The organism is Malaciobacter halophilus, assembly GCF_002837275.1.
GTDB classification, from domain to species: domain Bacteria; phylum Campylobacterota; class Campylobacteria; order Campylobacterales; family Arcobacteraceae; genus Malaciobacter; species Malaciobacter halophilus.
The window spans coordinates 1-14605 of the sequence record NZ_NXIF01000005.1; the positions used below are offsets into that span (position 1 = coordinate 1).

At 26.0% G+C, this 14605-nt stretch carries 11 protein-coding genes; 3 read left to right on the plus strand and 8 right to left on the minus strand.

All coding sequences use genetic code 11. The annotated features are described in order from the left end of the window. On the plus strand, positions 1-1389 hold a 1389-nt coding region (locus tag CP960_RS00815; protein ID WP_101183287.1), incomplete at its 5' end, for a sensor histidine kinase. 5 nt (positions 1390-1394) lie between these two features. Here the strand turns inward: CP960_RS00815 and CP960_RS00820 are convergent. The 4 genes from CP960_RS00820 to CP960_RS00835 all read right to left on the minus strand — a co-directional run bounded on the left by CP960_RS00820 (position 1395) and on the right by CP960_RS00835 (position 6203). Beyond that, positions 1395-2360 carry a FecR family protein gene (locus tag CP960_RS00820; protein ID WP_101183288.1) on the minus strand — a complete coding sequence of 322 codons (966 nt, stop codon included), beginning with the start codon at positions 2358-2360 and terminating at the stop codon, positions 1395-1397. Then, on the minus strand, positions 2357-2839 hold the full coding sequence (locus tag CP960_RS00825; protein ID WP_101183289.1) for an RNA polymerase sigma factor: 483 nt from the start codon (positions 2837-2839) through the stop codon (positions 2357-2359). The genes CP960_RS00820 and CP960_RS00825 overlap by 4 nt, the downstream gene beginning before the upstream one ends. An 80-nt stretch (positions 2840-2919) precedes the next feature. Further along, positions 2920-5265 (minus strand): TonB-dependent siderophore receptor, encoded by a 2346-nt coding sequence (locus tag CP960_RS00830; protein ID WP_101183290.1) that lies wholly within the window; start codon positions 5263-5265, stop codon positions 2920-2922. A gap of 104 nt (positions 5266-5369) precedes the next feature. Then, on the minus strand, positions 5370-6203 hold the full coding sequence (locus tag CP960_RS00835; protein WP_101183291.1) for a YitT family protein: 834 nt from the start codon (positions 6201-6203) through the stop codon (positions 5370-5372). A gap of 117 nt (positions 6204-6320) precedes the next feature. Between CP960_RS00835 and CP960_RS00840 the strand changes: the two genes are divergently transcribed. Next, complete coding sequence (locus CP960_RS00840; RefSeq protein WP_101183292.1) at positions 6321-7160, plus strand: AraC family transcriptional regulator; 840 nt, start codon at positions 6321-6323, stop codon at positions 7158-7160. On the opposite strand, the gene CP960_RS00845 is transcribed toward CP960_RS00840, so the two are convergent. From CP960_RS00845 to CP960_RS00855, 3 genes are read right to left on the minus strand one after another with little or no spacing between them, the layout of a single operon-like run. Next, the gene (locus CP960_RS00845) at positions 7161-7646 is read right to left on the minus strand and encodes a hypothetical protein (RefSeq protein WP_101183293.1); all 486 of its coding nucleotides are present in this window, start codon (positions 7644-7646) and stop codon (positions 7161-7163) included. A gap of 9 nt (positions 7647-7655) precedes the next feature. Continuing rightward, on the minus strand, positions 7656-9218 hold the full coding sequence (locus tag CP960_RS00850) for a PepSY-associated TM helix domain-containing protein (RefSeq protein ID WP_101183294.1): 1563 nt from the start codon (positions 9216-9218) through the stop codon (positions 7656-7658). 1 nt (position 9219) lies between these two features. Next, the gene (locus CP960_RS00855; protein ID WP_228151971.1) at positions 9220-9540 is read right to left on the minus strand and encodes a hypothetical protein; all 321 of its coding nucleotides are present in this window, start codon (positions 9538-9540) and stop codon (positions 9220-9222) included. A 154-nt stretch (positions 9541-9694) separates the two neighbouring features. On the opposite strand from CP960_RS00855, the gene serS reads away from it, so the two are divergent. Continuing rightward, a complete protein-coding gene (gene serS / locus CP960_RS00860) occupies positions 9695-10939 on the plus strand; it encodes a serine--tRNA ligase (RefSeq protein WP_101183295.1) in 1245 nt (414 codons plus the stop codon). 380 nt (positions 10940-11319) lie between these two features. On the opposite strand, the gene ccsA is transcribed toward serS, so the two are convergent. Further along, positions 11320-14505 carry a cytochrome c biogenesis protein gene (ccsA, locus tag CP960_RS00865; RefSeq protein ID WP_101183296.1) on the minus strand — a complete coding sequence of 1062 codons (3186 nt, stop codon included), beginning with the start codon at positions 14503-14505 and terminating at the stop codon, positions 11320-11322. Between the last annotated feature and the right edge of the window lie 100 nt (positions 14506-14605).

Here is a 14605-nt window from a genome sequence, read left to right on the forward strand (position 1 = left end):
TATTACTCTTATGATAAACCTAAAAGAGCAGGTTTTAGATTTAAAATTATTAGTGAATTTGAGTATAAAAATATTTTTCCATTTGAGGGAATTTTATATGGAGTAGCTTATGGAATAATTTTTTGTGCTTTTTTATACTATTTTATAATATATTTTTCAACTAGAAAAAATTACTTTTTATATTACTCTATAATGCAAATATTTGTACTAGCATCTTTAATTGGTTTTGTCTATTTTAGCTTTAAAGCATATCCTACAAATAATGCTCAAGCAATTGTTGATATTTTTGAAAATATGAGTTTTATTTTTACTCTATTATTTGCAAAAGAGATTTTAAAAACAGAAAAGAAGATGCCATATGCAAACTATTTATTATGTTTTTTTATAGGTATTAATATTATTGATATTTTTATAATCTTTTTTACTAAATATTCTATTTTATATGAATATATGCCTTTTTATATAATCTTTTTATTACCAACTATTTTAGGTATTGTTTCAATAGTTAACAAAAATGAAAATACTATAATATATACAATTGGTTGGAGTTTTATGACTGTTTTTATATATTTGGCTGAAATGGAGTTAATTCCTTTAAGTGGAATATATACAATACATATAGTTGCACCAATGGAGTCTTTAATTTTTAGTTTTGCATTAGCTTTTACTTTAAGAGCTATTGTAAATGAAAAGAATGAAAAGGAAAAATTACTTATTCATAAAAGTAAATTAGCCTCTATGGGTGAGATGATAAATAATATTGCCCATCAATGGAGACAGCCTTTGACTCACTTAAGTTATATAAATATGAACCTACAAATGGCATTTTATGATAATCAACTAAATAAAGAATATCTAAATGAAAAAATAGAAGAATCAAATAATCAACTTGAGTTTATGTCAAATACGATTGAGAGTTTAAGCGATTTTTATAAACCACAAAAACAAAAAGAGTATTTTTATATTTCAAGTGCTGTAAAACAAGCTATACAGATTATGACTGTAGTTTTAAAAAAACATAAGATAAATCTTACATTAGAGGTTAAGAAAGATAGAAGAGTTTACTCTTATGAAAATGAGTATTCACAAGTAGTTTTAAATCTAATAACAAATGCTAAAGATGTATTAGTTCAAAGAGAGATTAAACGTGCTAAAATAGAAATAGTTATTGATGTAAAAGCAAATTGTAGTATTACAACAGTTTGTGATAATGCAGGAGGAATTGATAGTAAAACTATTCAAAAGATATTTGAACCATATTTTACTACCAAAGAAAAAGGGAGTGGAATAGGGCTTTATATGTCAAAAACAATAATCAACTCTCACTTTAAAGGAGATTTAAAAGTAACAAACACCAAAGAAGGTGCTTGTTTTTTTATTGAAGTTTAATTAAACTATTTTGAAGAAATAGATATATTTTTTTTCTCTTTTTTTATCTTTATTGGGTAGATTTTTTCAAGTGCATATAAAAATTTATCAAACTCTTTAATTGGAAATTTACCATCAATTTCATGTAAAGTATTTTCATATTTATCAAAAGTAGTCTTATAGTTATTGTATCTTGAAAATTCTTTAATTGCATCTATAATAGAAGTTTTAGAGAAGTATAAATATTCTTCTTTCCATGAAGCTATATATTTAGGTTGGATTTTTTTATTAACAAATATCTTGCCTTTTTGATTTACTTTTAAAGAATCTCCTTTTTCTAAAACAGCAATAATTTTTTCTTTATTGTAGTTATTTATATTTGAAATTTTAACAATACCTTCTTTTACTTTTATTTCAGTAAAATCACTTTCAGTACTTGATACTTCAAACATTGTTCCTATAACTTTTATTTGAGTATCTAAATTTTCTACAAAGAATGCTCTATTTTTATCTTTTTTAACATTAAAAAATGCTCTTCCTTTTAACAATTTAATTTTTCTAGAATCTTTGAAATAGGTTACTTTTAATTTAGTATTTACATCTAAGTTTACTATAGAGTTATCTGGTAAAATGATATTTTTTAATATTTTATGTTTCGTACTATAATCTTTTGTATAAATAGGCATAAATTTTGTATATACACTAAAGTAAAGTATAATTAAAAGAGCTGCTGCTGCAAGTAAAGGCTTAAAACTTCTAAAAAGTTTCTCTCTTTTTATCTCTTTGTCTACTTCATCTGTCAATTTTTTTGTATAAGAAGATGGTATCTGCTTAAAACTATTTCTTAGAAATTTAATATTTTCATATTCTTTTTTATTTTCAAGCTCTTTTATCCATAAATTAAATCTTTGTTGTTCACTATTATTTAATCCTTCTTGTTCAAGGTTTAGCCAGTTTATAGCTTCTTCAATTATCTTTTCATTACTTTTCAAGCTTTTTCTCCTTGGCCATTTTCAAGTCTATCTTTGATTTTAAGTGTTGCATTTGTAATGTGTTTTTCTACAGTACTAATATTTATATTCATTTTATGTGCAACTTCTTTTCTTGTAAAACCTTGAATTACATGAAGTGTAAAAGCTTGTTTACTTCTTTTAGGTAAGTTTTGAACTAAATCTAAAAGTTCAATATATTGAGTTTGTTTGTAAAAAAGTTCTTCAGGCTGTTGCTCTTTTGGAATTGTAAAATTTGCTTCTTCATAATCGATTTTAAAAAAATTTTTATTTTTTCTTGATTCATCTATTAAAAGATTTTTTGCCATTCTATAAAGATATGCTCGGTGATTTTTTATCTGATTTTTATCTTCTATCTCAATAATCCGTGCATATGATTCTTGTGTTATATCTTTTGCTTTTTCTTTATCTCCAGTAAGTTTTTGAACATAATTTAGAATTTCTTTATAATAGTCAATCAAAAATATTTACCTTTTATTTTAATATATATTATCATAATCAATATAAAATAGGGTTTAGTACTATTTTAAACCCTATTTTTTTAGAATGTATATTTTAATTTAAAATTGAACCTTCTTGGTTCTCCATAGTTTACTCCAAAACTATGAACTGATGAATAATATTTTTTGTCAAATAAGTTGTTGATATTTAATTGTCCTGATAAATTCTTTGTAAAGTTATACTCTCCAAATAAATTTGTAAGCATGTAAGCTTCTTGTCTTGCATCACCTTCAAAAGCAGCAGATTTCCAATTTACTCCACCACCTATACTAAATTTATCTTTGTAGTATTTAACATTTAATTTAAGTTGTTTATTTGGATTACTTGTATTTATTTTATTATTTTGTGCATCTTCAAGTCTAAAATAAGAGTAGCCTAAAAGTAGTTGTATTGAATCTGTTAATTCCCCTGCAACTTCAAGTTCAACTCCTTTACTTGTTGAACCTTCAACTGCTTTATATGCTCTTTCTGCTGTACCTTGGATTACTCCATCTATTTGACCAATATTATCTTGTTCAATTCTAAATAAACTAATAGTAGTATTTAATTTATTATTTAAAAATGATGCTTTAGCTCCAATTTCATAATTTATTCCTTCAATAGGCTCAAGAAGTTTTGATTTTTGATTTCTTAAGTTTTGAACTTGAAATATTTTAGTATAGCTTCCATATAAAGAGTAAATATCATTAATATCATAAATAATACCTGCATACGGAATAATCTCATTTTTATACTCTAAATCAATCTCACTTCTTCTTAATATTCCTTCTTCTTTATAATTAGCTAATCTTGCACCTAAAATAATTTTTAAGTTATCACTTAATGCTAACCTTGAAGCTGCATATAGTCCAGTTTGTGTAATTTTTGAGTCATCAAAGATATCAAAGTTATCCCAATCTGGTTCATCTGGTCTGTTATTATTATAAATGTTTATAGATGGACCATCATAATTCCAAGCATATTTTGTGTAGTTTTTAGTTTTACTTATTGAGTATCCCATTAAAAATTCATGTTCTAAATTAAATAATTCAAAGGGTATTGAAGTATATATATCAAAACTGTCTGTTTTTGTTTCTCTTTTGGGATAATATGCTTGGACAAAATTTACAAGTCCTGCTCCAGTATTTTTATTTAATGCTTGATTTAGTGTCCCCCATACATCACCGTTTACTAAGGTGTTTTTTTCAGGCAAACTAAAATTTGTATGAGTATATGTGGCATGAATTTTTATATCCTTCTTTAAATAGTGTTCTAATTCAATAAAATAAGACTTTTCAGTAGAATCCTTATATGTCCAATCACTTCCAAGCCAAGTTGATCTATCTAAAGAAATTGTTTTTGAGCCATTACTAAAAGTAACTGGCAGTAATGACCTAATTGAATTATCTACTCGTGTATTAACATATGAACTTCCCAATGTAAGAAGTGTTTTGTCTGACAAATCAGCTTCGATTGTTCCAAATAGAACTTTTTTTTCTTCTTCTATTTCATCAATAAAAGAGTTTTCTTGTTCATATGAAGCAATGATTCTTCCTCTTAATGTTCCTTTATCGTTAAGTTTGGACATCAAATCAATTTGTGTTTTATATTTATCCCAACTTCCAGTTTCTAATGAAATAGAAGAATTAAAATTTTTGCTATAGGCTTTTTTTCTAACTAAGTTAATAGTTGCAGAAGGCTCTCCTGTACCAGAAAGAAGTCCTGTTGCACCTCTGACTATTTCAACTCTATCGTAGATTGATAAGTCTTGTGCTTTTGCAGTACCTCTATTTGGCATATATCTATTTATACCATTAACTTGAAAGTTTTTTATTTCAAAACCCCTTGAGTAAAATGTTGGAGTTGAACCATTATTTTTATCATAAGATATTCCTGTGGCAATATCAGTAATATCTTCTAAATACTCAACCCCTAAATCATTTAATTGCTCATTTGTTAGAACAGAAATACTTTGAGGAGTATCTTTTATAGAAAGATTCATTTTAGTAGCACTATTCATATTTGCAATAGTATAAGAGTTAGATTTTTCAGTAACATTATAGATGTTTTCTACAATATTAACTTCGCCTAAACTACTCTTTTCATGTTTTGTAGTATTTTTTTCTTTTATGAAAATAGTATCATTTTCGATTGTTGATTCAAGATTAGTTCCTTCAAGAAGTTTTTTAAGTGTCTTTTTTAAACCTTTAACATTTTCAATATTTTTTGCTTTTTTATTTTCAATTAGTCTACTATTAACAATATATGGAATATCTGCTTTTTTAGAGATAATTTCCATTGCTTCTTTAAGAGTTTTATTCTTAATCGTAAAAGTATTTGTTGCATGTAAATTTGTTAATAGCAATAATGCTAATCCTGGTGCAATAAAAGATTTTTTTATTGACATTCTATTTCCTTGTATTTGATTTTGATAACCGTTATCTAATATATTAAGACGATAATATTCAAAAAAACGGTAAAAAAATACAAAGAAATTTTGAAATTTATAGATTAATACTCTCTTCCATAAAGTTCTGATGCTTCTTGGATTATTAAAAAAGCATCTTTGTCATATTTATTAATTATACTTTTTAAAAGTTGTAGTTTTGAAATATCAATAATAACTAAAATAAGAGTTTTATTTTGTTGATGTTTCAAATTATATCCATAAAGTATAGTTCCATGTTCACCTAACTTTTCATCTATATGTTCAGATAATATCTTTACATTATTTGTTACTATTGTTACTGATTTTTGAGCAGGTTTCCCTGAAAGTAAAATATCTATGATTCTTGAAGTAATATATACTCCAATAACACTAAATAGCGCTTTTTGTACATCATTATAGACAAAAATAGAGCTAAACATTATTAGCGCATCAATGAAAAGAAGAATTTGAGAAGTTTTAAATCTACTATAATTTGCAAGAATTTCTGCAAGAATTGTAGTTCCTCCTGTTGAAGATTTTCCAAGCATAATAAAGCCAACTCCTAAACCAACTAGTAAACCTCCAAAAATTGCAGCTAGTATAGTTTCATTTGTAACTGCATTTACATCTAAAAACTCTTTTAATATATCTGTAAAAAAAGAGATTAATGCAATACTTATTAAGGTTCTTATAACAAAACCTTTTCCAAAATATTTCATTCCTATAAGTATAAGTGGTGCACTTACAATTGCAATCCAAAAGCCAAGAGTAATAGAAGGGAAAAGAGTATAAAAAAGTTGTGCTAAACCTACTCCTCCTCCTGTAATAATACTATTTGGACTTAAAAAAGCAACTGCTGAATAAGATATCATAAATGAACCAAAAGTAATAAAAAAAGCTTTTTTTATTAAATTCATAATACTCCTTAATTTTTTTGCAGATTATAGGTAAAAATAGATTTTTATTCTTCACTAAAATTGTCTATTTTATTATCTATTATTGCTTAAAATAATTTTATAAGATATAATATAAAAATGAAAAAAGATACTCAAAAAAGACATAGTAAAATTGCAAATGATGTTATGCACTATATATATAAATATATAAACACTGATATAAATTTAGATGAGTTAAGTATAAGTTTAAATATTAGTAAATTTCATATGCATAGAGTTTTTAAAGAAGAGTTTGAACAAAATATTTATCAAACAATAAAATCAATTAGATTACAAAAAGCAGTTAGCTTACTTCTTACAAATAAAAACTCAACATTAAGTGAAGTAGCAAGAGTTTGTGGTTATAGCTCGCAAGCAGCATTTATTAGAGTATTTAAAACTAAATATAATATGACACCTAAATATTATAGAAATGGTGGATATAAAGAGTTAATTAGTTTTAATTGCCTAAAAAAATTTAATCTAAAAGCAAAAATTGTAAAAATAGAGGAACAAAAAGCATACTATATAAGGCATAAAGGTGATAAAGAATCTTTTTGTAAGGCATGGGAAAAAATAGATACATGGCTTTTATTAAAAGGTTATAAAAAAGCTAAAAGAATTAATCTTTTTCATCATAATATTGCTATTGATTTACTTGATGATTCAAGATGTACAGCAGCAGTAATCTTAGATGAAAATATTAAAGATACAACTTTTGCTACTCTTACAATGCCAAGTGCAGTATTTGCAAAATTTACTTTCAATGGTAGTTATGAAGAGTTTAAAAGTTTTGTTATTTGGGTATATTTTGATTGGTTGATAAATAGTGGTTTTGAAGCTACAACTGAGCCTTCATTTGTAGTTTATAATAATACAAACTATTTAATAAATGAAGGCTGTTTAAATTTAGATTTTTATATATGTATTTGTATGTAATTACTTTTTTAATTGTGCCATTAAGAGTTTTGTATTTTTTGCACTAAAATATAAAGCTAATGCAATAAATAAAAAACCAAGAGATAAAAGTATAATTAAAGGCATTCCTAACTCTTTACTTCTTTGTCTTGGTTGTGATAGTTTTTTACTAACTTCCTTAGAGGCTTTTACACTAAAGCCTTCAAGTGGGGCAATACCTGCTTTTACTATTTGGTGTCCTGGCCCTCCATCTAAAACTACTTGATACTCTTCTTTTGGAATATCAAGAGTTATTTCACTCTCATCAGGAAGTCTTTTTTTAAATAAAATTTCTCCTGTTGCTAATGATTCAAGTCTTATCATAGCACCTGCTGCTTTTTGGCCATTACTAAATTCACCTATAACTGTAATTGTATTATCTTCATTATCTAATACATTCATTAAAAGAGTATGTGCACTTAAGTTTGTTACTAAAAAAAGTGTTAAAAATATATATCTTAATTTCATTGTTTTCCTTTATATTTTTGCTTTAAAAAATTTTTTTGCTTCAGTTCTATTATTTGGTAGTTTATAAGCTAATAGCATAAGTACTAACCCAAATAAAAACAAGGCTATATCAACATTTAAAATAGTATTCATTCCTAAAGTATATAAATCAAAAGGAGTGAAACCTACACTATAAAAATGCATGAATGGAGTAAATATAAAAAATAATGCTCCTATAAAAAGGAACTCTTTTGTTGCTTGATAAGAGCAAATTCTATAAAATGCCCAAGTAAGTGTTGCTAACCAAAATACAAAAAATAGTCCTTTTTGCCAAACAAGTCTATCTTGCATATCAAATGGCAAAATCCATTGAAGCAAGAAAATTAAACCAGTTGCTGGAATGACTCCAATCATTACTGCAAGAGAAAGTTTCCCAAACCAGTGATAAAAAGGGATTTTATGTTCATATCTTTTTGCTCTTTTTTCAAGCCAAAGCATCACACCAAAACCAATAGCAAGTCCACAAATAGCCATAAGAATTGCAATAAAAAAACGAGTAAAAACATCAACTCCAAAAAGTAAATGTAAAAAATACATACTATCTACAAATAGTTTTGACCAATGGGCATCTAAAACTTTAATATTTTCAATTAAACTTCCATCAACACCACTTAAAATAACAGTAGGGTCATTATATATTCCATTTAAAAATGGCATTTTAGGATTGTATCCTTCAAGTTCAACTTGTGCACTTGAATCTTTCCAGTTAATAAGTTTTATTTTATGGAAATTTACATCTGGATTAATTTGTTGTGCTTTTTTTATTAGTTCATTTATTGGAAGCATCTGTACTGTATCACCTTTTTTTTCAATTTTTTGTCTATCTGGATTTAGTACAGGTCTTATTAATCTACCTATTTGATGTGTTTCTCCTTGTGAACTAATATAAGCCATAGGTGCAGAGCCTGTATAACCAATATTCATAAGTGCACCTGTTAGTGTTACAATAATAAAAGGAGCAAATATCCAAGTGAAAATTTTTCTATGCCATTTTGAGAATTTACTTTGTTGATTTTTACCTTTGTTCTTATATTTGATAATATATACTTGTATTAAACCACCAATTGTTAAAAACATTACTCCAACAGCAACAAAACCAAAAAGTACATATCCAAAGGTTTTTAAAGGTCTTCCATAATGCATACTATTTAAAAACCAAGCAAGTTCAGAAATATCCTTTTCATCTTTTACTCTTTCCATAGTATTTGGATTAAATACAACTGCTTGAGTAAATCTATGTCTAATTTTTAATGCAGGGTCACCTCTGTATCCTGGTAATTGAATAACTATATTATTTCTTGGAAATTCAGGGTCTGAAATAACTGGGTCAATCATAGCTGAATAGTTTATCTCTTTAATGTCAGCAGCTTGAAAATGTCGTGAAGGTTTTTCCCAAGTATTTATATATGGTAATAAAATTGCAAAAATCCCAAAAAATACAGCAACATACATAAATAATGAGAAACTAATCCCAACAGCTACATGAACTCTTTGTAATCTTTGTTTTAAAAGTTTTGAAGAATTATCACTCATATTAATTTCCTAAAATAAAAAATGCAATAGCTATTATAAAAATAATAGAAGGAATAAAAACTTTGTATAAAGCTATCATTTTAGTTGAAGATAAAGATATCCATAAAGCAGCAACTGCCCATGCTAGAGTATTAAACATCAATGGTATTATTATTGATTCTCCTGCAGTTCCTGGAAGTATGAATACAAGTAAGGTCATAGCTAGATAAGCAACTAGTAGACCACCAAATATCGAGCATATAGTCCTAAAAAGGCCAATTTTTTTTCCGCTTTTTTCAGGAGTGTTTAGTTTTTTAAGTATAGAAATTGATTTGTTATTCAAAAACGCACCTTTATTTAATTTTGATAATTATAATCATTAAACTATGAATAAAAACTTAATAATATTTATAACATGATAAGAATAAGTAAATCGCAAAGCAATCACATAGAAAAAATTAGATATAATGGCAAAAATTTTATGATGAAAGATAGTTATGATAGATATAAAGTTACTACAAAAAGATTATGAAACTACTGCAAATGCTCTAAAAAGAAAGGGTGTTGCTCAAGAATTACTTGATAGTTTAAAAACAATCTCACAAGATGCTAAAGTAAAAAGACAAAGTATGGAAGAGGTTACTGCTGAACAAAATAGACTATCAAAAGAGTTTGGAAGATATAAAAAAGAGGGACTTGATATAGCACCATTACAAAAAAATATTGGTGAGTTAAAATCAAAAAAACAAGATTTAGAAGATGAAGTAAGAGTTTTAGAAGAGAAATTAACTTCAATTGCTTTGGGTGTTCCAAACTTTCCAGATGAAAATGTTCCAAATGGTGAAAGTGAAGATGAAAATGTTGTTTTAGAAACTATTGGAGAAAAACCTTCTTTTGATTTTGAACCAAAGGAGCATTGGGATTTAGGTGAAAAAAATGGATGGTTAGATTTTGAAAGAGGAGTAAAGCTAGCTAAATCTAGATTTTCAGCTATGAAAGGAGTTGCTGCAAGATTAGAAAGAGCATTGATTAATTATATGCTTGATTTTAATAGACAAAGAGGTTTTGAAGAGTGGTATGTTCCTTTTATGGCAAACTCAAATACTTTGCAAGGTACGGGACAACTTCCTAAGTTTGAAGATGATTTATTTAAAATTGAGGGTGAGGACTTATATCTTATTCCTACAGCTGAGGTAAGTCTTACGAATCTTTATAGTGATGAAATAATTGCAGTTGATGAACTACCTTTAATGTTAACTTCATATACTCCATGTTTTAGAAAAGAAGCAGGAAGTGCAGGGCGTGATACTAGAGGATTAATTAGACAACATCAATTTGACAAAGTTGAAATGGTAGCAATTACTAAACAAGAAGACTCAGAAGAAGTATTTGAAAAAATGGTTGCTTGTGCTAGTGATTTATTGACTTCTCTTGGACTTGCACATCAAAAAGTGATGCTTTGTACAGGTGATTTAGGATTTAGTGCTGCAAAAACAATTGACTTAGAAGTTTGGCTTCCAGGACAAAATAAATATAGAGAAATCTCTTCAATCTCAAATACTAAAGAGTTTCAAGCAAGACGTGCAAAAATTAGATATAAAGAGAATAAAAAGAATATTTTAGCACATACATTAAATGGTTCTTCTTTAGCAGTAGGAAGAACTTTAGTAGCTATTATGGAAAACTATCAACAAGAAGATGGTTCTATAAAAATACCTGAAGTACTTAAAAAGTATATGTAATTTATCTTTACTATTTAGTAGGAAACTTTTAGTTTCCTACTCTTCTAAAAATTAAATTCGCAATTTTAATAATACATTCACATCTATTTATCAATAATTTAAGAAGTAAATTTTAATTCTCTCTTTAGTTCATAGTTAGGAATGAGAATGACTAAATGAGAGAATTAAAAAAAAGACAAAAGAAGTTTTGTAAGACTTATTATGTAGGGAAGGAGACATATATATAAGTAAAACTTCTTTGACCGTATTATATAACTTTATAAAAATTATATACTTGATTTATATCAAATAAAAGTAAACTTTTAGTAAATTTTTTAATAAAAAAGAGATTCTTGTAATAAAATTCTAAAATTTATAGATAAATTACTATAAAATAATAATTATAGTAATTTTCTATTTCTAAATGCAAGTGCAATTATAAAGAGTATAATAAGTGCACTTACTGGAACAAAAGTAGGAATAGGTACAGGGTCACCAGCTGCATAAGAATGTTTTCCACTTAAATAGTAGTTTACTCCAAAATAAGTCATGATAATTGAAGCATAACTTATAAGTGATAATACTGCATATAAAAACTCTGTTAAAATACCTTTTATATAGCGTAAATGAATAATCACAGCATAAATTAAAATAGATACTAATGTCCATGTCTCTTTTGGATCCCAACCCCAATATCTACCCCAAGATTCATTTGCCCAAATACCTCCTAAAAAGTTACCTATTACTAATAAAACTAATCCTATTAAAAGTGACATCTCATTTATTCTATTGGCTTCTTTTATACTTAGAAGAATAGAAAAGAAGTTTTCATTTTCTTTATTTTTATTTATTAAAGCAAAAAGAGTTAAAGCTATAAAACCAAGTAAAGCACTTAATCCTAAAAAGCCATAACTTGCAGTAATAACACTAACATGAATAGTAAGCCAATATGATTTTAAAACAGGTGCTAAAGTCGTAATTTGTGGTTCCATCCAGCTTAAATGAGCAACAAATAGTGTAATTCCACTTAATATACCAGTTGTTGCTAATGCAAGATTTGATTGTCTTGAGAAAAACATCCCTGATAATACTATTGCCCAAGCAATATAAATCATTGATTCATAACCATTTGACCAAGGAGCATGACCTGCTACATACCATCTAAGTGCAAGTCCAAAAGTATGAACAATAAATCCTAAAGTAAGTAATATAAGAGTGATTTGTGTAAACTTTTTTATATTAAGATTTTGTTTAAAAATATTTATAAAAACAGTTATTAAAAGAGTAAATCCTAAAATCAAATAATAAGGTGTTAATCTTTCAAAAATGTTATATTTATTAAACATTAATTCTGCTTGTATTTTCCATTTTGTTGGTATTATATGTGTTGCATATTTTTTTTGAAATAGTTTAATTTCATCTAATTTTTCATTAACTTCATCCCAAGAGCTACTATTTTCATTTGCTTGTTTTAAAGTAATAAAATAGTCTTGCATAAGTTGTTTTATATTAAGTGCTTGTTCTTTTGGCATACTAATATCAGAACTATCATCTAAAACTCTTAACGCAATAGAAGGAGCAACCCATCTATTTTTTTCATCATAAGCTATTGGAAAAGCTTTAAAAAAATCTCCTATAAATAATGAATATGCAATATTTAATCTTTCATCAACTTTGATTAGTTCTTTGTCAAGTTTTGTTCTATTTATAGGTTTTTTTGTATTAGCTTTTTCTAAAAGATTTTGAAGTTTATATTTCCCATCTTTTGTATATATATCATTAAAACTTATAGCTTTTTTATTTTTATCAATTTTTAAAATCTCTTTTAATTTATCGTTTTTTATTTTTATAAATTCAACACTTTGCCAAACTTTTGGGTATAACATCATACTTAAAAAGAATTGGTTTTCATCAAGATTAAAAATCTTATCTTTTCTTGCTATTTTATTTACAATTTCAATAGCTAGTGAGTTAACTGGTTTTATTCTTCCTTGATAATCTTGAATTAAAAAACTTCCAAAATAATCTGAATGTTCTTTATCAATATTTTTAATACTGCTAATTAACTCTTCATTAATTACATTTTTTGCAAAAGATGGTGTATTTAGACCAAGTAGTAAAAAAAGTGTTAATAAAATTGAATTTGAAACATTTTTTAATTTGTAATCTCTTTTTATCTGTTCAATATTAAACTTTTTGTTACTTAGTTTTCTAAATCTTCCATTTTTACTAAAAAGATTTAAAAACAGACCTGTAAAAAGTAAGAAATATCCAATGTATGTAGGTATTTTTCCTGGGTCTTTATTTACTGATAATATTGTTGCAGTTTCATCTTGTTTATAAGAAGATTGAAAAAATCTATATCCTTTATAATCTAAAGTATTATTCATATAGATTCTATAAAATTTATTCTCTTTTAAATTTTTATCAACTATTTCAATATCACTTAAATATGATGATGGAGAGTTAGAACCAGGGTATCTATCAAGTTGAAAATCTAATAATTTTATGCTAAAAGGAAGAGTTATAGGCTTAGAACCCCACTGTAATTTAAAATTTATTCCTTGAAAAGTTGTTTTAGAAATAAACCCTTTATTTGAGCCACCTTTTCCATATAAAGCAATTTTTTTACTTTTGTTATTAAAGATTAAATCAACTAAAATAGCATCTAGCTGATTTTCTTTTTTTATTTGATTGTTTTGTGCACTCACAACTTTTAAAGTACCTTTTACACTTGCTTGTTTAATCATAAATTGAGTTTGCCCCACTTTATATACTCTTGTTTTAGATAAAATTATCTCTTTATTTGCTGGAATTATTCCATCTTTTTTATTTTCAATTGAATACCACGCAGTAGAGATATTTGCTTTATATAAAATTTGTCCATTTTTTTTAGTTGTGATTGTTACAAGAGGTCTTTTATAATCTTTTAGTTGTTTATTTAATGCAAAATCTAAAAATTGTGTCTTTTTTAGTTGTGTATCTTTTAAGTCTATACTTTTAACTCCACTAAATGTTGATACTACTATATTTGCCATTGGAATACCATTTTCATCATCAACTATTTGTTCAATAGCATTTGGTACAAATTTATCAAATTTAATTTTGATATTTTTATTTTTAAAATTAAAATTATGTTCAAAATTTGTTTGATTAAGTTTAGTCATTAAAACTTTTTGCTCATATTTTAAATTTTCATTTTGTCTATTTGCTTCTATTTGAATATATTCATCAAGTGTATAAATGATATTTTGTTTTTTACCTTCATCAATTGTCATGGTTGCTTCATAACCTAAATATCTAGTAAGTGCTGAACCTATAAAAATAAAAATAAAAGAGATATGAATTAATAAAATAAAAAATTTCTTTTTTTGATACATTTTAAACCAATAGATGTTAAAAACTACACCTAAAGTTAGTATTAACATTATTAATTCAAACCAAGTTTGTCCATATATGAAAGATTTTGCGCCTAAGGGCCCAAAGTCATTCTCTACAAAAGTAGCAACTGCACATGCAAGAGCAAAAAATAGCATAAATACAGTCATGATTTCCATACTAAAAAGATTTCTTATTGTTTTTTTCATAAATTAATCCATAAAATATTTAAATTTTATAAGTAACACAAGAAGTAAGGAAGATAGGGATTGTGTTACTTATAAAAGTTAGAGTATATAATAAAAAGAG